This window comes from Actinomycetospora sp. CA-084318 (assembly GCF_050955885.1).
In the GTDB taxonomy this organism is placed as follows: domain Bacteria; phylum Actinomycetota; class Actinomycetes; order Mycobacteriales; family Pseudonocardiaceae; genus Actinomycetospora.
Window position 1 is genome coordinate 5,271,586 of the sequence record NZ_CP192098.1, and the last position, 22,013, is coordinate 5,293,598.

Annotated in this window: 24 protein-coding genes; 10 read left to right on the top strand and 14 right to left on the bottom strand. The window is 74.1% G+C overall.

Annotated features, from left to right (window positions below; genetic code table 11):
• Positions 1 to 15 precede the first annotated feature (15 nt).
• A complete protein-coding gene (locus ACQPYX_RS25710; protein WP_433800121.1) occupies positions 16 to 456 on the top strand; it encodes a MarR family winged helix-turn-helix transcriptional regulator in 441 nt (146 codons plus the stop codon).
• Between the two features lie 3 nt (positions 457 to 459).
• Here the strand turns inward: ACQPYX_RS25710 and ACQPYX_RS25715 are convergent, their stop codons facing one another.
• From ACQPYX_RS25715 to ACQPYX_RS25725, 3 genes are read right to left on the bottom strand one after another with little or no spacing between them, the layout of a single operon-like run.
• Entirely contained in the window at positions 460 to 1,374 is a 915-nt protein-coding gene (locus ACQPYX_RS25715; protein ID WP_433800122.1) for an aminoglycoside phosphotransferase family protein, read from the bottom strand.
• A 23-nt stretch (positions 1,375 to 1,397) separates the two neighbouring features.
• Complete coding sequence (locus ACQPYX_RS25720; RefSeq protein WP_433800123.1) at positions 1,398 to 1,958, bottom strand: dihydrofolate reductase family protein; 561 nt, start codon at positions 1,956 to 1,958, stop codon at positions 1,398 to 1,400.
• On the bottom strand, positions 1,955 to 2,518 hold the full coding sequence (locus ACQPYX_RS25725; protein ID WP_433800124.1) for a dihydrofolate reductase family protein: 564 nt from the start codon (positions 2,516 to 2,518) through the stop codon (positions 1,955 to 1,957). Before ACQPYX_RS25725 ends, ACQPYX_RS25720 begins: the two co-directional genes overlap by 4 nt.
• Positions 2,519 to 2,572: 54 nt before the next feature.
• Between ACQPYX_RS25725 and ACQPYX_RS25730 the strand changes: the two genes are divergently transcribed.
• On the top strand, positions 2,573 to 3,178 hold the full coding sequence (locus tag ACQPYX_RS25730; RefSeq protein WP_433800125.1) for a response regulator transcription factor: 606 nt from the start codon (positions 2,573 to 2,575) through the stop codon (positions 3,176 to 3,178).
• Here ACQPYX_RS25730 and ACQPYX_RS25735 read toward each other — a convergent pair.
• From ACQPYX_RS25735 to pdxH, 4 genes are read right to left on the bottom strand one after another with little or no spacing between them, the layout of a single operon-like run.
• Complete coding sequence (locus ACQPYX_RS25735; RefSeq protein WP_433800126.1) at positions 3,175 to 4,320, bottom strand: sensor histidine kinase; 1,146 nt, start codon at positions 4,318 to 4,320, stop codon at positions 3,175 to 3,177. The two genes, ACQPYX_RS25730 and ACQPYX_RS25735, sit on opposite strands and share 4 nt — an antisense overlap.
• On the bottom strand, positions 4,317 to 5,318 hold the full coding sequence (locus ACQPYX_RS25740) for a hypothetical protein (protein WP_433800127.1): 1,002 nt from the start codon (positions 5,316 to 5,318) through the stop codon (positions 4,317 to 4,319). Before ACQPYX_RS25740 ends, ACQPYX_RS25735 begins: the two co-directional genes overlap by 4 nt.
• Positions 5,319 to 5,343: 25 nt before the next feature.
• Positions 5,344 to 6,648 (bottom strand): MFS transporter, encoded by a 1,305-nt coding sequence (locus ACQPYX_RS25745; protein ID WP_433800128.1) that lies wholly within the window; start codon positions 6,646 to 6,648, stop codon positions 5,344 to 5,346.
• A 22-nt stretch (positions 6,649 to 6,670) separates the two neighbouring features.
• A complete protein-coding gene (gene pdxH, locus ACQPYX_RS25750; protein WP_433800129.1) occupies positions 6,671 to 7,318 on the bottom strand; it encodes a pyridoxamine 5'-phosphate oxidase in 648 nt (215 codons plus the stop codon).
• Positions 7,319 to 7,377: 59 nt separating this feature from the next.
• Here pdxH and ACQPYX_RS25755 point away from each other — a divergent pair, with 59 nt between their 5' ends.
• The 3 genes from ACQPYX_RS25755 to sepH all read left to right on the top strand — a co-directional run bounded on the left by ACQPYX_RS25755 (position 7,378) and on the right by sepH (position 10,604).
• Positions 7,378 to 8,394: a citrate synthase gene (locus ACQPYX_RS25755; RefSeq protein ID WP_433800130.1), complete on the top strand. Its 1,017-nt coding sequence runs from the start codon at positions 7,378 to 7,380 to the stop codon at positions 8,392 to 8,394.
• A gap of 18 nt (positions 8,395 to 8,412) precedes the next feature.
• Positions 8,413 to 9,537 carry a phosphoserine transaminase gene (serC, locus tag ACQPYX_RS25760; protein ID WP_433800131.1) on the top strand — a complete coding sequence of 375 codons (1,125 nt, stop codon included), beginning with the start codon at positions 8,413 to 8,415 and terminating at the stop codon, positions 9,535 to 9,537.
• Between the two features lie 119 nt (positions 9,538 to 9,656).
• On the top strand, positions 9,657 to 10,604 hold the full coding sequence (gene sepH, locus ACQPYX_RS25765) for a septation protein SepH (RefSeq protein ID WP_433800132.1): 948 nt from the start codon (positions 9,657 to 9,659) through the stop codon (positions 10,602 to 10,604).
• A 12-nt stretch (positions 10,605 to 10,616) separates the two neighbouring features.
• Here the strand turns inward: sepH and ACQPYX_RS25770 are convergent, their stop codons facing one another.
• The gene (locus tag ACQPYX_RS25770) at positions 10,617 to 11,285 is read right to left on the bottom strand and encodes a DUF2537 domain-containing protein (RefSeq protein WP_433800133.1); all 669 of its coding nucleotides are present in this window, start codon (positions 11,283 to 11,285) and stop codon (positions 10,617 to 10,619) included.
• A gap of 28 nt (positions 11,286 to 11,313) precedes the next feature.
• Positions 11,314 to 12,141, bottom strand: coding sequence for a TrmH family RNA methyltransferase (locus ACQPYX_RS25775; RefSeq protein ID WP_433800134.1), 828 nt, complete (start codon positions 12,139 to 12,141; stop codon positions 11,314 to 11,316).
• A gap of 242 nt (positions 12,142 to 12,383) precedes the next feature.
• Between ACQPYX_RS25775 and ACQPYX_RS25780 the strand changes: the two genes are divergently transcribed.
• Together ACQPYX_RS25780 and ACQPYX_RS25785 are read left to right on the top strand one after the other, a co-directional pair.
• Positions 12,384 to 12,929 (top strand): bifunctional nuclease family protein, encoded by a 546-nt coding sequence (locus tag ACQPYX_RS25780; protein ID WP_433800135.1) that lies wholly within the window; start codon positions 12,384 to 12,386, stop codon positions 12,927 to 12,929.
• A gap of 357 nt (positions 12,930 to 13,286) precedes the next feature.
• The gene (locus ACQPYX_RS25785) at positions 13,287 to 14,771 is read left to right on the top strand and encodes a glutamate--cysteine ligase (protein WP_433800136.1); all 1,485 of its coding nucleotides are present in this window, start codon (positions 13,287 to 13,289) and stop codon (positions 14,769 to 14,771) included.
• A gap of 6 nt (positions 14,772 to 14,777) precedes the next feature.
• Here ACQPYX_RS25785 and ACQPYX_RS25790 read toward each other — a convergent pair whose 3' ends face one another.
• From ACQPYX_RS25790 to ACQPYX_RS25800, 3 genes are all read right to left on the bottom strand, one after another.
• Entirely contained in the window at positions 14,778 to 16,025 is a 1,248-nt protein-coding gene (locus ACQPYX_RS25790; protein ID WP_433800137.1) for an MFS transporter, read from the bottom strand.
• A gap of 43 nt (positions 16,026 to 16,068) precedes the next feature.
• Positions 16,069 to 16,287 carry a dodecin gene (locus ACQPYX_RS25795; RefSeq protein WP_433800138.1) on the bottom strand — a complete coding sequence of 73 codons (219 nt, stop codon included), beginning with the start codon at positions 16,285 to 16,287 and terminating at the stop codon, positions 16,069 to 16,071.
• Between the two features lie 108 nt (positions 16,288 to 16,395).
• Positions 16,396 to 16,992, bottom strand: coding sequence for a TetR/AcrR family transcriptional regulator (locus tag ACQPYX_RS25800; protein WP_433800139.1), 597 nt, complete (start codon positions 16,990 to 16,992; stop codon positions 16,396 to 16,398).
• Positions 16,993 to 17,036: 44 nt separating this feature from the next.
• On the opposite strand from ACQPYX_RS25800, the gene ACQPYX_RS25805 reads away from it, so the two are divergent.
• Positions 17,037 to 18,470 carry a molybdopterin-dependent oxidoreductase gene (locus tag ACQPYX_RS25805; protein ID WP_433800140.1) on the top strand — a complete coding sequence of 478 codons (1,434 nt, stop codon included), beginning with the start codon at positions 17,037 to 17,039 and terminating at the stop codon, positions 18,468 to 18,470.
• Entirely contained in the window at positions 18,467 to 18,964 is a 498-nt protein-coding gene (locus ACQPYX_RS25810; protein ID WP_433800141.1) for a hypothetical protein, read from the top strand. Before ACQPYX_RS25805 ends, ACQPYX_RS25810 begins: the two co-directional genes overlap by 4 nt.
• On the opposite strand, the gene sfnG is transcribed toward ACQPYX_RS25810, so the two are convergent.
• On the bottom strand, positions 18,955 to 20,076 hold the full coding sequence (sfnG, locus tag ACQPYX_RS25815) for a dimethylsulfone monooxygenase SfnG (RefSeq protein ID WP_433800142.1): 1,122 nt from the start codon (positions 20,074 to 20,076) through the stop codon (positions 18,955 to 18,957). The genes ACQPYX_RS25810 and sfnG overlap by 10 nt on opposite strands.
• Before the next feature lie 206 nt (positions 20,077 to 20,282).
• Positions 20,283 to 21,719 (bottom strand): NCS2 family permease, encoded by a 1,437-nt coding sequence (locus tag ACQPYX_RS25820; protein WP_433800143.1) that lies wholly within the window; start codon positions 21,717 to 21,719, stop codon positions 20,283 to 20,285.
• 42 nt (positions 21,720 to 21,761) lie between these two features.
• Here ACQPYX_RS25820 and ACQPYX_RS25825 point away from each other — a divergent pair, with 42 nt between their 5' ends.
• Positions 21,762 to 22,004 (top strand): DUF2530 domain-containing protein, encoded by a 243-nt coding sequence (locus ACQPYX_RS25825; protein WP_433800144.1) that lies wholly within the window; start codon positions 21,762 to 21,764, stop codon positions 22,002 to 22,004.
• Positions 22,005 to 22,013 lie beyond the last annotated feature (9 nt).

Here is a 22,013-nt window from a genome sequence, read left to right on the forward strand (position 1 = left end):
CGCTAGGGTGTTCCCGTGGAGCACGACGAACCCACCTCGGTCAGCGACCTGTTCTGGGCCGTCGCGCGCCGCCTGCGCCACACCTCCCGCGCGACGCTCGCGCCGTGGGACGTGACCCCGTCCCAGCTCCGCGCCCTCGGCGTGTTGATGCGCCACGGCTCCGCCCGTCCCGGGGCGCTGGCGAAGCACCTCGGCATCGCGCCACGCAGCGCCACCGAGGTGGTCGACGCCCTGGAGGAACGCGGCCTCGTGCGGCGGGAGACCGATCCCGACGACCGCCGGGCCACCCTCGTCGTCGTCACCGACCAGGGCCGGGAGCTGGGCCGCGCGGTCCGGCAGGCGCGGGCCGCCGAGGCCGACCGGGTGTTCGCCGGGCTCGGTGAGCACGACCGTGCCGAGCTGAGGCGCTTGCTCCGCAAGCTTGTGAGTACTAATCCGTGTCCTGACACGGATTAGTACTCACAGGGCGGCACGCCACATTGGAACCAGCGGGAGGACGCCGTCGACCAGCTCGGCCGGCGCCCCGTCGGCCAGCCCGAGGCAGCAGACGACCTGCAACCACCGGGCCGACTCGCAGAGCGCCAGCAGTTCCCGGTCCGCCGGGCGGCCGCCGCGCAGCACCGTCGCCTGGTCGTAGTCGTCGACGAGCCCGGTCAGGGCGAGGTCCCACTCGATCGGCCCGAGGCAGGCGTGCTCGAGGTCGGTGACGACGGGTCCGTCCGCGGTCATGAGGACGTTGTGCGTGGGCGCGTCCCCGTGGATCGGCTGCACCGCCGCGTGCGCGAAGGCCGCGTCGAACCGCTCCCGGGATCCGAACACCGCGTCGATCCGCGCGTGCTCCGAGCGGGCGAGGGCGAGGTCGTCCGGGGCCACCAGCTCCGGGTGTCCCGCGAGCAGCGAGAGCATCTCGGTCATCCAGTCGTCCCAGAACACCAGGAAGGGCAGCTCGACCTCGACCCCCCGCAGCGCCGCGTGCAGGTCGGCGACGTAGCCCGCCGGGTCGTCCAGCTCCCGGTCCACGGTCGGCACGTACTCCCACGCCGTCATCACGAAGCCGTCGCGCTCGAGCGGGACGGCGGGCAGCAGGGGCGAGGGACCCGTCGTCGGGAAGCCGACCTCCCGGAGGGCGACGGAGACCGCGAGCTCGTCCCGGCGCTCGGCGAGGGTGCGGGTCGGGTCGGCCCGCCGCGTCGGCGGCAGCACCGTCGGAATCCGCATGACGACGGGTGCGGGCGCGAGGTGCACGACGACGGAGAAGAGGTCGTGCAGCACCACCGGCGACCCGACGTCGAGCCCGTGCTCCTCGGCGACGGCCTGCGCCGCGGCCACCGCCCGCTGCGTCCGGGCCGCGCGGTCCGCCTCGTCGATCGCCACGGCCCGAGGTTCCCACGCCCGGGTCACCGCCATCGGTAGACCTGGACGGTCACCCCCGAGCGCAGCGGCCGACTGTCCGCCAGGTGCAGGGCGCGCATCGGGCAGCCGGCCGGGAACAGCCGCCGACCGTGTCCGAGCACGTGCGGGTGGACGACGAGCCGCATCTCGTCGAGGAGCCCGTGGGCGAACAGGGCGTGGGCGAGGGTCACGCTCCCGTGCACCCCGACGTCGCCGTCCGGGCCGTGCTTGAGCAGGACGCCGACGTCGTCGGCCAGGCCCTCCCCACCGGGCAGGACGGCGGTGGCCCAGTCGGACCGGTCGACGGTCGTGGAGACGACGTGACGCTCGAGACCGGCCAGGTGCCGGGCCGTGCCGGTCGGGTCCCACGCCACCTCGGACCAGTCGCCGCGCAACGTCTCGAAGGTCCGGCGACCGAGGAGGAGGCCGACCTCGGTGCCCCGGCTCTCGAGCAGGACGTCGCCGAGTTCGTCGGCGTCGCGGTCGTCGAGCGCGAGCAGGGCCTCGGGGCGGTCGACGACGCCGTCGAGGGACGCGTGGGCGGTGAGGACGAGGCGCCGGCTCATCCGTGCAGCCGGTAGGTCTGCAGGCTCACGCCCGATCGGAACGCCCGGGAGTCCACGAGCCGCGGGCGGAGGCCGACGCCGTCGGGGAAGAGCCGTCGGCCGCGCCCGAGCACCACCGGGTAGGTGTAGAGGCGCAGCTCGTCGACGAGGTCCGCGGCGAGCAGGGCGTGGCAGAGCTCGATGGACCCGGTGACGCCGATGTCGCCGTCCGGGCCCTCCTTGAGCAGCCCCGCGACGTCGTCGGCGAGACCGGCACCGCCCCGCAGCACGGTCGAGTTCGCCCAGGCCGGATCGGTCAGGGTGCTCGACACGACGAGCTTCTCCACCGCGTCCAGGTGCGCGGTGATGCCCGTGGTGTCGTCGGTCTGCGCCGGCCAGTAGCCGCGCATCTCCTCGAAGGTGCGACGGCCGGCGAGGAAGGCGACCTCGCGGTCCATCGCCTCGACCAGGGTGGGCATCAGGTCGGAGACGTCCCCGTCGCCCTCCGGGGTGAACCAGTCGAGCGCCTCCACGACGCCGTCGAGGGTGATGTTCTGGGTGATCACGATCTGTCGGGGCATGGCGACGACGATCGCGAACCGCACCGGGCTCCCGGTAGTGAAGAATTCACGACCGTGATCCGGGTGCTGGTGGCCGAGGACATGCACATGATCCGGGGCGCCCTGGTCGCGCTGCTCGCGACCGAGCCCGACCTGGAGGTGGTCGCGGAGCTCGCCGAGGGCACCGCGATCGTGCCGCGGGCCAAGGAGGTCCTGCCCGACGTCGCCGTGCTCGACGTCGACCTGCCCGGGCGCGACGGGCTGTCCGTCGCCGCCGAGCTCCGCACCGTCCTGCCCGACTGCCGGATCCTCGTCCTGACCGGTCTCGGTCGGGCCGCGATCGTCCGGCGGGCCCTCGACGCGGACGTCCACGGCTTCGTCCTCAAGGACGCCCCGCCCGAGCGGCTGGCGGCCGCCATCCGCGAGGTGGCGGTCGGACGCCGGGTGGTGGCGGACGACCTCGCCCGCGCGGCGGACGGCGTCGACCGGTGTCCCCTGGCCGCCCGGGAGCTGGAGGTGCTGCGGCTGGTCGCCCGCGGCGACACCCCGGAGGACGTCGCCGTCACACTGCACCTCTCGGCGGGGACGGTGCGGAACTACCTGACCTCGGTGGTGTCGAAGCTGCAGGCCCGCAGCCGGGTCGACGCGGTCCGCATCGCCGCCGAACACGGCTGGCTCTAGACGGGCAGCCGTCCGGTCAGGGTGAACTCGTCGCCGTCCCGCTCGGCCGACACGCCCCCGCCCCGCTCGGCGAAGCGGCGGTGGAGGTTCGCCACCCCGGCCCCGCCCGCACGATCGTCGGGCACCCCGCCCGCGCCGTCGTTCGTGACGACGAGCCGGGCGCCCTCGTCACGGCGGACGATCGCGACGTGGCAGGCGCCCGCCTTCGCGTGCCGCAGCACGTTGGTCACCGCCTCGCGCAGCATCGTGGCGAACAGCGCCGCCACCTCGTCGGGGAGCTCGACGTCCACACCGAGCACCGACAGGTCGATCCCCGCGGCGTCGAGGACCGACCGGGCCGACCGCAGCTCCTCGGGCAGCGACAGCTCGGCCGCCCCGGCCGCGACCATGCGCACCTCGCCCAGCGCCCGGCGCGACACGGCGAGCAGCTCCCGCAGTTCGGCGTGCGCGGCCGCGGGGTCGGTGTCGACGAGCCGGTCGACCACCTCCGCCTTCACGGTCACCGCGGACAGCGAGAGTCCGAGCAGGTCGTGCGCGTCCCGAGCGAAGCGCAGCCGCTCCTGCGCGACCGCCAGGCGGGACAGCTCGTCCCGGGCGTCGTGGAGCTGCCGGACGAACCCGGCGAGCCGGGTCAGCGCGAAGATGACCAGACCGGTGAGGCCGGTCGCGGAGACCGCGTAGAAGACCGAGTACAGCGAGTCCGGTTCGAGGCCCTCCAGTCGGCGCTGGACGACGCCCGCGAGCACGACCACGACGAGGTAGGCCGGCACGCCCACCGGTACCGGCAGGGCGAGCAGCAGGCTGCCGGCGAGGAACCCGCCGAAGCCCAGATAGGCCTCACCGAGCCAGGCCGACGGCAGGGACACCAGTCCCGTCATCGTCGCGAGGGCGACGAGGCGGACCGCCAGGGACGGGCGGGCGCCGAGCCGGGAGAAACAGCTGAGCTGCAGGACCAGGATGCCGACGGCGCAGCCGGCGCACAGGGCGGCGTCGCCCCGGTCGAAGGTCGAGAACGCCCCGGCCAGGTTCACCGCTGCGTACGCCACACAGACCGCGACCACGACGGCCGTGGACAGCCGGGCGGCGGTGTCCGAGACGTAGAGGCCCGCGGTCCGCGCCTCCTCGACGCCCGGCCCGGTCACGGCTCGGCGTCCTCCCCGTCGCCGCCGGTGCGCGCGAGGTCCACGGCGTCCGGGGCGTCCGCGGCTGCCGGCACCGGCAGCCGGCCCTCGACGGTGAACTGCTCGTCGTCGCGCTCGGCCAGCACCGAGCCGTCCACGTCCTCGAAGCGCTCGCCGAGGGCCTCGAAGTCCTCGGCCCGCGGGTCCTCCGTGGCGCCGTCGTGGGTGACGACGATCCGCGCCTCGGCCGCGCGACGGACGATCGTGACGTGGCAGGTGGTGGCGTCGGGGTGCCGCGCCGCGTGCCCGACGGCCACGTCGACGAGGGCGGCGAAGCGGTCGTCCACCGCCTCCGGCAGCGGCACGTCCTCCCCCAGCACCGCGAGCTCGACCCCGGCCCCGTCGAGCCCGGGCCGGGCCGCGGCGAGCGCCCGGGCGACCGCCGTCTCCGGCTCCGGCGCGGGCTCCTCGCCCGCGTCGGGTACCTCGGACGCCGGGGTCCCGGCGGTCAGGGCCGCGACGGGGACGACCGGGCGCGCGGCCGTGAGCTGCCACCACCGGGTCAGCCCCTCGATCACGAGGCCGGTCACCGCCGTGCTCACCGCCGCCGTGAGCACCGCGAACACCGGCGCCGAGCCCGCGAACCAGGCGACGAGGCCGACCGCCACGACGACCGCGCCGAACCCGCCCGCCCCGACCCGCGCCGGCAGCAGCAGACGCAGGCTCCCGGCCAGGAACCCGGCGAAGGCGATCCAGCCGACCCCGAGGGCGACGACCGGCACCACGACCAGGCAGGCGAGCGCCAGCAGCGCCACCGCCGTCGCCTCGCGCGAGCGCACCACCCCGGGCCGGCTGACGTAGCCGAGCTGGAGGGCGGCGACGGCGAGCGCCAGGACCAGGCCGAGCAGCCCGCCGACGAGATTCAGCCCCGGCGCGATCGCGGCCCACGCGAGGAGCGCGTAGCCGACCACGACGGCGACGACGAGCGCGGTGACGGAACGGTCGGTCGGGGTCGTCACCCGCCGGAGGGTACGGCCCCGGCCGTCACGCCTGGCTCGCCGGCGCGTCCTCCGGGGTGCCCGCCGTCGGCGCCCGGTAGCGCCAGAACGCGGGGAACGCGAGGACCACGGCGAGCATCCCGACGACGACCGCCGCCCCGCCGATCGCCGTCGCCGCCCCGGTGCCCACCGCGTCGGCGGCCCAGCCGTGCCACAGGTCGGCCACCCGCGGCCCGCCCGCCACGACCACGACGAACACGCCCTGCATGCGGCCGCGCATCTCGTCGGTGGCGACGGTCTGCAGCATCGTCGAGCGGAAGACGGAGCTCACGAGATCGGCGGCGCCGGCCGCCGCGAGCAGCAGCACCGCGAGCCACAGGATCGAGGTGAGCCCGGCCAGGGCGACCCCGACGCCCCACACGCAGACCGCGATCGTCACCGCGACGCCCTGGCGGGCGATGCCGTGCAGCCGCCCGGAGAGCAGGCCGCCGAGGGCCGCACCGCCGGCGATCGACGCCGAGAGCAGCCCGTAGGCCGCGCCGCCGCCGTAGGTCTCGACCGCCGCCTCCGGGAACACCGCACGCGGCATGCCGAAGCCCATCGCGACGAGGTCGGCGAGGAAGCTGACCAGCAGCACCCTCGACATCGCGGCGTACCGGAAGCCGTCGACCACCGAGCGGAGCCCCGCGCTCGTCCGGATCGCGTGCAGCACGCCGCGAAACCCGCCCCGGGCGTCGTCGGCGACGGGGAGCCGCGGGAGGCGGTAGGCCGCCCAGATCGAGACGGTGAGGCAGACGGTGTCGACGAGGTAGAGCACGCCGACGTCGATGAACGCCAGCGCCACACCCCCGACGAGCGGCCCGGCGAACGCGCCGAGCTGCTGCACGGTGAACCACAGCGTGTTGGCCGCGGGCAGCTGGTCCAGCGGCAGGATGCGCGGCAGGACGGCGGACCGGGTGGGCTGGTTGACCGCGAGGCAGGCGGTCTGTACCGCGAAGATCACCAGGACCGTCCACGGCCCACCGAGATGGGTCAGCGCGCTGACGCCGAGCAGGGCCGACGTCACGGCGATGCCGACCCCGGAGACGACGAGCAGCATCCGGCGGTCGACCGCGTCGGCGATCGCCCCGCCCCAGAGACCGAACACCACGAGCGGGACGAGCCCGAACAGTCCGGTGAGCCCGACCCACGCGGACGAGCCGGTCATCTCGTACAGCTGGAAGGGCACCGCGACCACGGTCAGCTGGGCCCCGACCACGGTGACCACGCCCGCCGTCCAGAGCCGACGGAAGGCGGGCGTGCGCAGCGGGGTCGTGTCGGCCAGGAGGCCGCGCCGAGGTCGTTCGCTCACCGAACGATCCTAGACGCCGATCTCACGGCGCCAGGCGCTCGACCACCCAGTCGCCGCGGGCGGGGTTGAAGCGGAATCGCAGGCGGTCGTGCAGCCGGGAGGTGCGGCCCTGCCAGAACTCGACGTGCGTGGGCAGCAGCCGCCACCCGCCCCAGTGCGGCGGCGGGGGGACGTCCTCGCCCTCGAACCGGGCCTCCACCGTCGCGAAGAGGTCCTCGAGCGCCTCCCGGTCACGGACCGTCGCGGACTGCGGCGACGCCCAGGCGCCGAGCTGCGAGGTGCGGGGCCGACCGCGCCAGTACTCGGCCGTCTCCTCCTTGCCGAGCAGCTCGACCGTGCCGATGACGGTGGCCTGGCGCTGCAGGCCGTACCAGGGGAAGGTCACCGACGCCTGCCGCGTTTGGCGCAGCTGGTGGGACTTCTCCGAGGTGTAGTTGGTGAAGAACGTGACCCCGCGCTCGTCGATGTCCTTGGCCAGGACCGTCCGGCTGGTCACCCGGTACTCGTCGTCGACCGTCGCGAGCACCATGGCGTTCGGGTCCGGGAGCCCCGCCTCCCGGGCCTGCCCGAGCCACGTCGCGAGCTGCTCGTGCCACGTCGCCGCGAGATCGTTCACCTCGAGTTCGCCGGCGCGATAGTCGACACGCAGGTCCGCGATCGGTGCGTTCACCCGGCCACGGTAAGCAGCAGCGGCGGTCGTCGGGAACCCCGTGAGAGATGGGACAAATAGTGAGCCAGCCGTGGGAGCCGATCGAGACAGCGATCGCGGAGGCCGACCGCGAGGGCGGTGCGCTGCGCTACCGCGGGGTCGACCTCGCCGACCTCGTCGGCTCCTCCCCCTTCGAGGCGGTCTTCGCGCTGCTCACGCAGGGCCCGGAACTTCCCGACGACGGCGAGTCGGTCCCGATCCGCACGGGGGACGTGCGGGTGGACCTCCAGGCCGGGCTCGCCGCCCTGAATCTTCCGCCGCTCTACGACCGGTCCGACGACGAGGCCCTGGCCGACGTGGGCCGGGCGGCGGCCGCCGCGCACACGCTCGTCGCCCGTGCGGCGCGCGACTTCGTGCTCCCCGAGGTGCCGCCGGGGACCGTCGCGCAGGGCCGGACCGCCGCCGAGCGGTTCCTGCTGCGCTGGCGCGGCACCGCGGAACCGGTCGCCGCGACGGCGCTCGACGCGTACTGGACCTGCGCCGCCGAGCACGGCATGGCCGCGTCCACGTTCACCGCGCGCGTCGTGGCCTCGACCGGCGCCGACGCCGGGGCGGCGCTCTCGGCCGCCGTCGGCGCCCTCTCCGGACCGCTGCACGGCGGCGCTCCCGCCCGGGTGCTGCCCGTGCTCGCCGAGGTCGAGCGGACCGGCGACGCCCCCGCCGTCGTGCGGGGGATCCTCGACCGCGGGGAGCGCCTGATGGGCTTCGGCAACCGCGTCTACCGGGCGGAGGACCCGCGGGCGCGGTTCCTGCGCGAGGTCTGCGCGGACCTGCGCTCCCCACGGTACGAGGCGGCCCGGGCCCTGCAGGACGCGGCGCTGGCCCTGCTGCGGGAGCGGCGACCCGACCGGGCGATCGAGGTGAACATGGAGTTCTGGGCCGCCGTGGTCCTCGACCTCGTCGGGGTGCCGGCGGCGACGATGCCCGCCGTCTTCGCGTGCGGACGGATCGCCGGCTGGTCGGCCCACGTGCTGGAGCAGCGGGGCGAGCGTCCGATCCGCCCGACGGCCCGATACGTGGGGACAGCCGCCGGGTGATGTTGCGAGGATGGGCCGGTGACCGCTGAATCAGTGACGATCCCGGCCGAGCTCCTCCCCGCCGACGGACGCTTCGGGTGCGGCCCCTCCAAGGTGCGCCCCGAGCAGTTGCAGGCGGTGGCCGACGCCGCCGACGTCATGGGCACCTCGCACCGGCAGAAGCCGGTCAAGGACCTGGTGGCGCGCATCCGGTCCGGGCTGGGCACGCTGTTCGACCTGCCCGAGGGCTACGAGGTCGTCCTCGGCAACGGCGGCTCCACCGCGTTCTGGGACGCGGCCGCGGTCGGGCTGATCCGGGAGCGCTCGCTGCACCTGACCTACGGCGAGTTCTCCTCGAAGTTCGCGGGCGTCGCGAAGGGCGCGCCGTTCCTCGCCGACCCCGTCGTCGTCTCCAGCGATCCCGGCTCCGCCCCCGAGCCGCGCTCCGACGACTCGGTGGACCTCATCGCATGGGCCCACAACGAGACCTCGACCGGGGTCGCCGTGCCCGTCGCCCGCCCCGCGGGCAGCGAGGGGAAGCTCGTCGCGATCGACGCGACGTCCGGCGCCGGCGGCCTGCCGGTCGACGTCTCGCAGGCGGACGTCTACTACTTCGCCCCGCAGAAGGGCTTCGCCTCCGACGGCGGGCTGTGGATCGCGCTGATGAGCCCGGCCGCCCTCGAGCGGGTGGAGCAGATCGCCGCGACCGACCGCTGGATCCCGGAGTTCCTCTCGCTGCCGACCGCGATCGACAACTCGCGCAAGGACCAGACCTACAACACGCCCGCCGTCGCGACCCTGATCATGCTGGCCGACCAGGTCGAGTGGATGAACGCCGCGGGCGGGATGGCCTGGACCACGGGGCGCACGAAGGACTCGAGCGACCGGCTCTACACCTGGGCGGAGAAGTCGGACTTCGCGACGCCGTTCGTCACCGAGCCCGTCCACCGCTCCCAGGTGGTCGGCACGATCGACTTCGCCGACGAGGTCGACGCGGCGGCGGTGGCGAAGGTGCTGCGCGCCCACGGGGTCGTCGACACCGAGCCCTACCGCAAGCTCGGGCGCAACCAGCTGCGGATCGGGATGTTCCCGGCGGTCGACCCGGACGACGTCTCGAAGCTGACCGAGTGCATCGACCACGTGGTGGGTGCACTCGGTCGCTAGCGCAGCGGAGCGGAGCTCGACCCGGTCGGGTCGGCGCGCCCGGCGCGCCTCCCTCGAAGGGGGCAGGCGCTCGCCTAGCGTCGTCGGCGGACGTGCAGGGCTACTCGGGGAGGCCGATCATGCGCGAGCTCCGGGTCGTGGGCCTGGGTGACGACACGTCGACGGTGATCCTCGAGGACCCGATCCGGCACGAGCGGTTCACCATCCCCTCCGACGAGCGCCTCCGGGCCGCCGCGCGGGGCGACGTGCGGCGCCTGGGCCAGATGGAGATCGAGACGACCTCGCCGCTGCGGCCGCGCGACATCCAGGCGCGGATCCGCAGCGGGGAGTCGGTCGCCGACGTCGCGGCCGGGGCGGGGGTCCCGGCCGCGCACGTCGAGCGGTTCGCCTACCCGGTGCTGCTCGAGCGGGCCCGGGTCGCCGAGATCGCGCGGCGGGGGCACCACACGCCCGCGGAGGGTCCGGCCGACCCGCGCACGCTGGGCGAGACGATCAGCACCGTGCTCTCGGGGCGTGGGCAGGACGCCTCGGACGCGTCGTGGGACGCCTGGAAGGGCGAGGACGGGCGCTGGGTGGTCGCCATGTCCTGGCGCGCCGGGCACTCCGAGCACCTCGCCCACTGGACCTACACGCCCGGCGCCTCGGGCGGGGCCGTGCTGCCGCGCGACGAGGCGGCCCGCGACGTCATGGGGCTCGCCCCGGCGCCCGGGCCGCGCCGCGCGGACGGCAGCGCGGCCCGGCACGTCGTCGGGAAGGAGCAGGCCGAACCGGCCGAGGCGCTCGACGCCGTCGAGGACGAGCAGCAGGAGGAGTCGGCGGTCGCCGTCGGCGGCGGCCCCGCGCCGCGGCCCTCGTCGGGCGCCCGGCCGGGTGGGAACCGTGCCCGCGGCTCGCGGGCCGTCCCCGACCCGCGGGCACCGGAACGGTCCCGGTCCCGGGCGCGGGAGACCGGGCGCACCGATCCGGGTCGCGACGACGGCGGGGGCGGGAAGGGCCGGACGAAGTCCCACCCGATCGTCCCCTCGTGGGAGGACGTGCTGCTCGGGGTGCGCTCGCCCCGCAGCTGAGCCGGAACCGGCTCAGGCCGTCGTCAGCACCGTGACCACCAGGGGCGGCACCGCCAGCCCCATCCCGACGAAGGCGCCCCACACCGCCCACCGCCAGGTGGGCACCGTGCGGTTGAGCCACAGCGCGGGCACGAGCCCCGCGACGACCACGAGGTCGATCAGCACCCCGAACCACCCCAGGCCGGCCACCAGCGGCAGCGCGAGCGTGACGTTCGCCGCCAGCACGAGGCCCGCGACGATCGCCGCGAGGGTCAGCCCGGTCGCCCACGGGGTGGGCTCGGTGAAGACGGTCGACACGGTGCCGGGCGTGCGCCGCCCCCGCCGGGTCCCCGCGAGCGGCACCGGCGGGACGCGTGGCGCGGTCGTGACCGCCCGCAGCGGGATGCGCAGGCCGGTCACCGGGTCGCGGTAGTCCACCGGTCGTCGCAGGACGACGGAGACCCGCGCCGCGAGGTGCCGGCCGGTCCGGCTCACCCGGACCCCCTCCGACGACCGCGGCCCGGCCCCCGAGCGCTCCCAGGCGTCGGCGGCGCGGGCCCAGTCGTCCAGCAGCGCCACGAGTTCCTCGGTGAGGTCCGCGCCCGGCGCGTAGTGGCCCCATCCGTCGTCGGCCACGGCGCCGACCGGGTGGCCGCCGACCAGGGCGCGGCCCCGGCGGGCCCCGACCTCCAGCACCGTCACGCCGGTCCCCCGTCGCTGCGCTCGCCCGTCACGCCACTCCCCCGCTGCCGACGGCGTGGAAGGCGACCGCACCGGCGGTCGCGACGTTGAGCGAGTCGACGCCCGGCACCATCGGGATCCGCACCCGGTGGTCGGCGAGCGCGAGGGCCTCGTCGGACAGGCCCGGGCCCTCCGCGCCGAGCAGGAGGGCCACCCGCGGGCGCCCGGCGAGCGCGGCGGGCGGCACGTCGCCGGCCGGTGTCAGGGCACCGAGGACGAACCCGTGGGTGTGCAGGGCGGCCGCGAGCGCCTCCCAGGGGGCCGTCACGAACGGCACGTGCAGGACGTGGCCCATCGACACGCGCACGCTGCGGCGGTAGAGCGGGTCGGCGCAGCCCGGCGCGAGGAGCACGGCGTCCACGCCCAGCGCGGCGGCGTTGCGGAACAGCGCGCCGAGGTTCTCGTGGTCGTTCACCCCCTCGAGGACCGCCACCCGCGTCGCCGTGGCGAGGAGCACGTCGAGGTCGGGCTCCGGGGCGCGGCCGGCGCTCGCGAGGACCCCGCGGTTGAGGTGGAACCCGACGACGTGGGCCATCGTGTCCGCGTCGGCGACGAACGCGGGGACGTCGAGCGGGGCGAGCTCCGGCTCCAGCTCGGCGATCCGCCGGGGCACGCCGAGCAGGGCCCGCGGCGGGTAGGGCGAGGCGAGCAGGCGGCGCACCACCACCGTGCCCTCGGCCAGCACCAGGCCGCGCCCACCGGGGCGGTCGGGGCGGCGGTCGGCGCGCGAGAGGTCCCGGAAGTCGGCGACGAGGTCGTACCGGGGGTCGGGTGGGTCGGGGTCCCCCGCGTCCTCGAGCTCCACGATCCGCACCACACCCGCATCGTTCCAGACCTGATCTCCGCGCCGTCGGAGGTCGGGGTCGGCCCGGCCCGTCGTTCCCGGCCGGTCGGCGGGTGTGCCGTCCGGGGGCAGGGGGCATGCCGGAGACGGGTGCGGCGTGCGGCGCTCGGCCCTGACGGCACGGTCCGCGACTGACAGGATGGGGTCGGCCGGGGAGGCGCAGCGGGACTCGACCGAGGACCGTCGGGCGTCCCCCGGATACGGGAGGCGACAACGTGAGCGAGATGCGGGTGGTCGGCGTCCTGGCCGTCGACGACGCGGCGCAGCAGACGGCGTCGGACGCCAACCGGCATCCGGTGGTGCTCCTGCAGGAGACGACGGGCAAGCGGTGCCTGCAGATCTGGATCGGCCTGGCCGAGGCGGAGGCGATCGCCCTCGAGCAGCAGGGCCGGTTGCCCGAACGGCCCTTGACGCACGTCCTGATCGCCGACGTGGTGTCGGCCCTCGGCCGCACCCTGGAGCGGATCGAGATCACCGAGGTGCGCGGCGGGACCTTCTACGCCGACCTGGTCTTCGACCGCGGGCTGCGGGTCTCCGCCCGCCCCAGCGACTCGATCGCCATCGCCCTGCACGTGGACGTGCCGATCCACGCGACCGAGGCCGTGCTGGTCGAGGCCGGGGTGCTCGTGGACGACGACGAGTCCGAGGCCGGCCCGGGCGACGGGGAGGAGAGCTCCGGGGTGCCCGACGAGGAGGAGGTCGACCGCTTCCGGGCCTTCCTCGACAACGTCTCGCCCGAGGACTTCGGGCGCGGCTCCTGACGGGTCCCGCGACGGGATTGCGCACACCTGCCGATCCCGCTCCTGCGACCACCGCATCTGCATGTGCGCCGAGCGGCGGCGCCCGTCACGGCACTGCCGCTGAACGGACGCTATGACGAGGCGAACGGTGCGCGACCCTGGTGCGTGACACACGGCTGTGTCACCGTGAGCCGGGTCGTCGGGGGAGAGAGCACCGCCCGACCCCTGCCGGACTCGACGGGCAGGGGCGCGGGCCGAGAGAGGGAGCCGGGCACTGATGGGGCCGACCGCCGTACCGACCGTCCCGGCGCACTCCCGTGACCACCTCGGCAGCCCACCGTGCTGTCGCCCCGCGGCGGGAGGCGGGATCCGGCTCTGATGGGTCGGGTCGTCTCACGCACCGTCCTGTCCGACCGCGACGAGTACCGCAGCAAGGTCCACCGCTGCCTCGACGCCCTGCGCCGGATGGTGGCCGAGGGCCGGTTCGCGGCCGACGAGCTGCGCACCGGGGTCGAGCTCGAGCTCGCCCTGGTCGACGACGGCATGCGTCCCGCGATGCTCAACCACGCCGTGCTGGACCGGTCCGCCTCGGACCTGCTCACCACCGAGCTCGGCCGCTGGAACCTCGAGATCAACCTGCCGCCGCGGACGCTGCCGGGCACCTCGGCCTGCGAGCTCGAGGACGACATGGCCGCCTCGATCGGCTGCGCCCGGAGGTCCGCCGCCGTCGTCGGGGCCACTCCGGTGACGATCGGCATCCTGCCGACGCTGCGCCCCGAGCACCTCGACTCCGACCAGCTCACCGACGACCCGCGCTACGACCTGCTGAACCGCCAGATGGTCGGCGCCCGGGGCGAGCCGTTCCACCTCGACATCGCCGCACCGGGCTCGGCCGACCCCGAGCACCTCGTGCTCGACGTCGACTCCATCGCCCCCGAGGCCGCGTGCACCTCGCTGCAGCTGCATCTGCAGCTCACGCCGGAGACCTTCCCCGCGCACTGGAACGCCGCGCAGGCGATCGCCGGCGTGCAGGTGGCCCTGGCGGCGAACTCGCCGTTCCTGCTCGGGCACCGGCTGTGGGCCGAGACGCGGGTGCCGCTGTTCGAGCAGTCGGTGGACGTGCGGCCGGTCGAGCTGCGCAACCAGGGGGTCCGCCCCCGGGTGTGGTTCGGCGACCGCTGGGCGTCGTCGGTGACCGACCTGTTCGAGGAGAACGTCCGCTACTTCCCGGCGCTGCTGCCGCTGTGCGACGACGAGGACCCCCTCGCCGTGCTCGACGACGGGCGCGCCCCGCAGCTGCACGAGCTGCGGCTGCACTCCGGCACGGTGTGGCGCTGGAACCGGCCGGTGTACGACGTCGCCGACGGGGTGGCCCACCTGCGCCTGGAGAACCGGGTGCTGCCGGCCGGCCCGACCGCGGTCGACGCCGTGGCCAACGCGCTGTTCTTCTACGGCCTGGTCCGGGCGCTCGTGGCGAGCGAGCACCCGCCGTGGGCGTCGATGACCTTCGCCGCCGCGCACGAGAACTTCGTCGCGGGCGCCCAGCACGGGCTCGACGCCGACCTGTACTGGCCGGGGCAGGGCAAGGTGGCGGTCGACCGCCTGGTGCTCGACACGCTGCTGCCGCTCGCCCGGGCCGGCCTCGCCGCCTGGGACGTCGCCCCCGACGTCGCCGACCGCTACCTCGCCGTCATCGAGGCCCGCTGCCGGTCGGGGTGCACGGGGGCGTCCTGGCAGACGGCGATGGTGCACGCCCTGGAGAAGGACGGCTGCACCCGGCCGACCGCGATGGCGCGGATGCTCGAGCGCTACGTGTCGAACATGACCGAGAACATCCCGGTGCACGCCTGGCCGGTGACGTAGCCGGGGTCAGGCCGGCGCGACCCCCACGGCGCGGGCGCGCCGGGCCTGCCAGGCCACGACGGCCGCGGCGACGAGCACCGTCGCCACCGTCAGCACGCCCCCGACGACGAGCGGGGCGCGGCCGCCCCAGGCGTCGGCCATCCACCCGAGCACGGGACCGCCGAGCGGGGTGCCGCCGAGCAGCACGAGCACGTAGAGGCCCATCACCCGGCCCCGCATCGACTCCGAGACGCCGAGCTGCACGGCCGCGTTGGCCGCCGTCGTAAAGACCAGCTGGCCGAGGCCGGTGGGCACCAGCAGCAGTGCGGTGAGGGCGTAGGTCGGCATGACGCCGGTGAACAGCTCGGCGACGCCGAAGAACAGCCCCGCCAGGAGCACGGTGCGCAGCCGTGGCCGCCCTACGCGGCGGGCGGCCACGAACGTCCCCAGCAGGCAGCCGACGGCGAGCGCGGAGGTCAGCAGCCCGTAGGACTCGGCGCCGCGGTCGAACACGAGCCGCGCGGTGATCGCGAGGGTCATGAAGAAGTTGATGCCGAACGTGGAGACGAAGAACACCACGGTGAGCAGCAGGATCAGGTCGGGTCGGCGCCGGACCTCGCGCAGTCCGTCGCGGATCGCGCCCTTCGCCCGCGCGACGCGCTCGTAGGCGAACATGTCCGCCGGCCGCATGAGGGCGAGCCCGGTGAGCACGGCGGCGAAGGTCGCGAAGTTGACCAGGAACACCCAGCCGGTGCCGACCGCGGCGATCATCAGGCCGGCCACCGCGGGACCGACGATCCGCGCGGTGTTGAACGTCATCGAGTTCAACGCGACCGCGTTCTGCAGCGAGCCGGGACCGACCATCTCGCCGGCGAAGGACTGCCGCACGGGGGCGTCGACGGCGGAGAAGCAGCCGTTGACGAAGCAGAGGACGTAGACCATCGCGAGCGTCGCGGTGCCGGTGACGTCGAGCAGCCCGAGCACGAGTGCGCAGAGGCCCATGCCGACCTGCAGGCCCATGAGGACGCGGCGCTTGTCGTAGCGGTCGGCGAGCGCGCCCCCGGCGAGGGACAGCAGCAGCGTGGGCCCGAACTGCAGGGCCGCGGCCACGCCGAGCGCGACCGGGCTGCCGCCGGAGAGGTTGAGGACCAGCCAGTCCTGCGCGACCCGCTGCATCCAGGTCCCGACGAGCGAGACCACCTGGCCGGAGGCGAAGAGCCGGTAGTTGCGGATGCGCAGCGAGGCGAACATGCCTACCGACGCGTCCACTGCCACGTTCCGTGAGCCTACCTAATCATCTCGCCCCCGGCCCGTGACCTCAGGACTTGGTGTCCTCCAGCGCGAAGCCGATCTTGAGCGTCACCTGGAAGTGCGCGACGTCGCCGTTCTCGACGTGGCCGCGGATCTCGCTGACCTCGAACCAGCCGATCTCGCGGATGGTCTGCGAGGCACGCTTGATCGCGCCCTTGATCGCGTCGTCGACGCTGACCTCCGACGTTCCCACGACCTCGGTCTTGGAGTAGATGTTGTCCGCCACGGGGCTCCTTCGATCCGGTTCGTTCTGCGGCCTCGACGCGGATGGGTCGCACCCGCTCGGTGAACCCGTACCCGTTCTCGTCCGGACACCCACGTGACGCAGCGGAGCTCAGGCCCGGACGTGGTCGACGGCCGCCGCGAGAGCGAGGTGGAGGACGTGCAGGTCGCGGTGGAGACGGGCGAGCATCAGCCCGCCCTGGACGGCGGCGAGCACCGCGACCGCCATCTCGTCCGGGGAGCGCGCGGGGTCGACCCGGCCGGTGCGCTGACCCCGGGCGAGGAGCGCGGCGATCCGGTCCTGCCAGGTGGTGAAGGCCGCGGCCTGGCGCTCGCGCCAGCGCTCGTCGACCTCCACCTGGCTGGAGAACACCCCGAGCGGGCAGGCGAAGGGGCCGCCACCGTCGCGGTGGAGCTCCCACAGGGCGGCCGCCCAGGCCGCCACGTCCTCCCCGGCGAGGGCCGGCTGGGCGGCCAGCACCCGCTCGAGCTGGTGGTCGATCACGGCGAGCACCAGCTCCGCCTTGTCGGCGAAGTAGTGGTAGAGCTGCGACTTGCCCGTCCCGCTGGCCGCGAGCACGTCGGCGAGACCCGTGGCGGCGATCCCGCGCGCGTGCATCAGCTCGGCGGCCGCTTCGACGATCGCCTGGCGGGTACGCCGACCCCGGGCGGTGCTCGGCCGACTCCCGGCGCTCTCGACGGTGCCCATGACCTGACTGTACCGATCGGTCCAAACGTGGATAGGGTGCACGCATGAGCACGGAGGACGCGGTCGGGACCGAGGGTGCGGCACCCCCGTCCGCCCCCGATCGGGAGGACCGTCCGCCCCGCGCGGCGCCGGAACCGGAGTACGGCTTCCCCGCGCCGCTCTACCGCGGCCTCGCCCGCGTGCCGGTGCCCCCGCCGTTCAGCCCGCGCACCTGGCGCAGCCCGCTGCGCGGCACGTGGCTGACGTCGGTGTTCGGGGCGGTGCTGCTCGTCGGGCTGCCGATCGTGATCCTCACCGGGCTGATGTCCTACATCGCCTACGGCCCGCAGTTCGGGCAGGCCATCCCGGGCGACGTCGGCGGGCTGCACCTGCCGTTCTTCGACTGGCCCGCCGACCCGTCGTGGTTCTACCGGCTCACGCAGGGCCTGCACGTGGTCGGCGGGATGGTCCTCACGCCGATCGTGCTGGCCAAGCTCTGGTCGGTGGTGCCGAAGCTCTTCGCGTGGCCACCGGTCACGAGCGTCGCGCAGCTGCTGGAGCGGATCTCGCTGCTCGCGCTCGTCGGCGGGATCCTGTTCGAGTTCGTCACCGGGCTGATGAACTCGCAGTACGACTACTCGTGGGGCTTCAGCTTCTACACCGCCCACTACTACGGGGCGTGGGTCTTCATCGCGGGCTTCGTCGCCCACGTGGTGCTCAAGCTCCCGACGATGGTCCGGGCGCTCCGCTCGGGCCCGCACGGGACCGGGGCGTTCGCGCGCTGGCTGCACGACACCCCGGCGGAGACCGAGCCGGAGCCGATGGACGCCCACGGGCTCGCCCCGCTGGACCCGAACCGCCCGACCCTGTCGCGCCGCGGCCTGCTCGGCCTGGTCGGCGGCGGCAGCGTGCTCGTCGGGGTGCTCTCGATCGGCCAGACCTGGGACGCCCTGCGCCCGCTGGCCCTGCTCTCGCCCCGCGGCCAGTCCTACGGGGACGGACCCAACGACTTCCAGATCAACCGCACGCTGGCGGGGTCGGGCATCGACCCGGCCGCGCTCGGGGACGGGTGGCGGCTCCGGCTGACCGGCGGGTCGAGCGAGGTGTCGCTGTCGCGGGACGACCTCGCCCGGATGCCCCAGCACACCGCGGTGCTGCCGATCGCGTGCGTGGAGGGCTGGTCGACGACGCGGACCTGGTCCGGGGTGCGGCTGCGCGACCTCGCGGCCCTCGCGGGCGTGCCGGACCCCGACAACGCGTTCGTGGCGTCGGTCGAGACCAGCGGCGCCTTCGCACGGGCGACGCTGCAGTCGAACCAGGTGCTCCACGAGGACTCGCTGCTCGCCCTGCGGGTCGGTGACGACGACGGCGGGCCGATGGCCGACCTGTCCGGCGACCACGGGTTCCCGGCGCGCGTGATCGTCCCGGCGCTGCCCGGGGTGCACAACACCAAGTGGGTGGCGTCGATCGACTTCCGACGTCGGGGAGGTGCCGCGTGAGGCTCTGGCGGCGGCTGTACGGCGCGAACCCGTTGCACCTGCTGGTGATGCTGGGCTGCTTCGCGCTGTCGGCATACGTGGTGTCGATGGTCTGGGAGGACCCGACCTGGGTCGCGCTGCTGATCTGGTTCGTGGGCGCGGTGATCGGGCACGACCTCGTGCTCTACCCGCTCTACGCCCTCGCCGACCAGCCGGTGGTACTCGCGCGGTGGGCCCGGCGCCGGTTCGGGCGGGAGCGGCCGGTGCTGGTGCCGGCGATCAACCACGTGCGCGCCCCGGTCCTGGGTTCGGCGGTGCTGGGGCTGATCTACCTGCCGACCGTCACGCGCCACGGCGAGGACGCGTTCCGGTTCACCGCGGGCCTGGGGATGGAGGGCATCCTGCAGAACTGGCTGCTGATCACCGCCGTGCTCTTCCTCGGCAGCGCGGTGGTGTACGCGGTGCGGCTCGGCCGGGCCGCCCGTCGGGCGGCCCGGCCGGACGCTCACGCCTGAGCGGCGAGCGGGCGCTCGGCCAGCTCGGCCTCCTTCTCGCGGATGATCGGCAGGACCTTCTGGCCGAACTGCTCGATCTCCTCCTTGACGTGCAGGAAGCAGAGCAGGTTCAGGTCGACGCCGAGCTTCTTGTACTCGATGACCCGGTCGGCGACCTGCTCGGCGGTGCCGATGAGCTGGGTCTTGAAGCCGTCGTTGTACTGGACGAGGTCCTCGAACGACGACTCCGCCCACATGCCCTTGCCGTCGGAGGCCGACCTGCCGGCCTGCTGGACGGCGTCGCGGAACCCGTGCACCTGCTCGACGTTCGCCTTGTCGACGATCTCACGCAGGGTGTCCCGGGCCTCCTTCTCGCTGTCCCGGACGATCATGAAGCCGTTGAGGCCGAAGTTCACCGTGCGGTCGTGGGCGGCCGCCTCGGTGTTGATGTCGTTCAGCTGCTCGACGACGCCGTCGAAGTCCTTGCCGTTGGAGAAGTACCAGTCGGACACCCGGCCGGCCATCTTGCGGGCCGCCGTCGAGTTGCCGCCCTGGAAGATCTCCGGGTGCGGGCGCTCCGGGGTGTTGAGGGGCTTCGGCTTCAACGAGTAGTCGTGGAAGCGGTAGAAGTCGCCCTTGAACTCGAAGTTGTCCTGCTCCCAGATGCCCTTGAGGCAGGCGATGAACTCCTCGGTGCGCCGGTAGCGCTCGTCGTGCTCGAGCCACGGCTCGCCGAAGGCGGTGAACTCGCCCTTGAACCAGCCGGAGACGACGTTGGTGGCGAACCGGCCGTTCGTCAGGTGGTCGGCGGTGGCGCCGAAGTTGGCGAACACGCCGGGGTGCCACATGCCGGGGTGCACGGCGGCCATGACCTTGAGCCGCTCGGTCGCCATCATGATCGCCAGCGACAGCGAGGTCGACTCGTGCTGGTACTCGGCCGAGTAGCTGGCCATGTAGCGGACCTGCGAGAGCGCGTACTCGAAGCCGTTGTTCTCGGCGGCGATCGCGGTCTCGCGGTTGTAGTCCCAGTTCCAGTCGGTGCGCTGCTCGATGGTGCTGGTGACCAGGCCCCCGGAGACGTTGGGGACCCAGTAGGCGAACTTCAGGGGTGCGGTCGGGGTGCCGACGGACACGAGGCCTCCTCGAGGCAGGGGGACGCCCGAGAGCGACGGGCGGGAGTGGACGGGGCGCGCAGGCGGTCAGGAGCGACACGCCTGGGTCGCGAGGAGACCGAAGTCGACGTGCCGACGGCGCGTCAGCGGCACTCCTGCGTTACCCATCGGACACAACCGTTCCGGCCGGTCGTCCCGGTGTCAACCGCACGACGACCGGCTCACACTCAGCTCCCGAGCGCCGCCCGGATCGGCCCTACCGCGAAGTAGGCCACGAAGGCGATCGCGACGACCCACATCAGGGGGTGCAGGGTGCGCGCCCGCCCGGTGGCCGCGTGCAGCACCACCCAGCTGATGAACCCCACGCCGATGCCGTTGGCGATGGAGTAGGTGAACGGCATGACGACGATGGTGAGGAAGACCGGCAGCGCGACCCGGAACTCGCCCCACTCGATGTCGCGGACCCCGCCCATCATCAGGGCGCCCACCACGACGAGGGCCGGCGCGGCCGCCTCGACCGGCACGACCTCGTAGAGCGGGGTGAAGAACATGGCGGCGAGGAAGAGCACGCCGGTCACCACGTTGGCGAGGCCGGTGCGGGCGCCGCTCGCGATGCCGGACGCCGACTCGACGAAGACGGTGTTCGAGCTCGACGACGCGGCGCCGCCGGCCACCGCGCCGGCGCCCTCGACGACGAGGGCCCGCCCGATGTTGGGCAGCTGCCCCTTCTCGTCGAGCAGGTTCGCCTGCCGGCCGAGGCCGGTCATCGTCCCCATGGCGTCGAAGAAGTTGGCCAGCACCAGCGTGAACACGAGCAGCGTGACCGCGATGATCGGCAGCCGGGTGAAGGCGCCGAAGGAGACGTCGCCGACGAGCGAGAGGTCGGGCAGCCCCACGACCGACGACGGCAGGCCCGGGTAGCCCAGGTTCCAGCCCCGCGGGTTGGTGCCGTTGGACGGGCCGACCTGCACGATCGCCTCGACGACGATCGCGAGGACCGTCGTCGCGACGACGCCGATCAGGATGCCCGCCTTCGTGCCGCGGGCGACCAGGACCGCCGTCAGGAGCAGGCCCACGCAGAAGACCGCGGTCGGCCAGCTGGCGATGGAGCCCTCGATGCCGAGGCCGACCGGGACGGTGGTGTTCGCGGCGTCCGGGATGCGCCGGACGAACCCGGCGTCGACCAGTCCGATGAGCGCGATGAAGGCGCCGATGCCGGCCGCGATCGCGATCTTGAGGGCGTCCGGGATCGCGGCGAAGACCGCCGTCCGGAACCCCGTGAGCCCGAGGATCACGATGATGATGCCCTCGATCACGACGAGGCCCATCGCCTCCGGCCACGTCATCTGCGGGGCGATCGTCACCGCGACGAGCGTGTTGATGCCGAGCCCGGTGGCCAACGCGAACGGGAAATTCGCGATCAGGCCGAACAGGATCGTCATGACCCCGGCCACCAGCGCGGTCACCGCCGCGACCTGCGGCACCGACAGCGTCGCGCCGAGCACGTCGCGCTTGGCGCTCGGCGCGCTCGGGTCGAGGCTGCCCAGGATCAGGGGGTTGAGGACCACGATGTAGGCCATCGTCACGAAGGTGACGAGCCCGCCGCGGACCTCCGCCCCGACGGTCGACCGACGCTCGCTCAGATGGAACAGTCGCTCCAGCACGGCGGCACCCTAGCGCCGATCACTCCGCCGTAGGGTGCGTGTGTGGTCGAACCCGACTGGCAGCCGCCGCCGCTCCCCCGGCGCCTCACCGACCCGGTGCGTCCGGTGCTCGTCGGCGTGGCCGTGTGGGTGGTCGCGCTGATCGTCCTCGCGATCGTGGGTGGCCCGGCCCCGTGGCTGTGGGCGTGCGTGGTCGGCGTGGCGCTCGGAGGCATCGGCCTGTCGGTGCTGGCGCTGCAGCGTCGGGCCGTGGCGCGCGGGTCGAAGGGCGCGCAGAAGCTGTAGGTCGTCCCT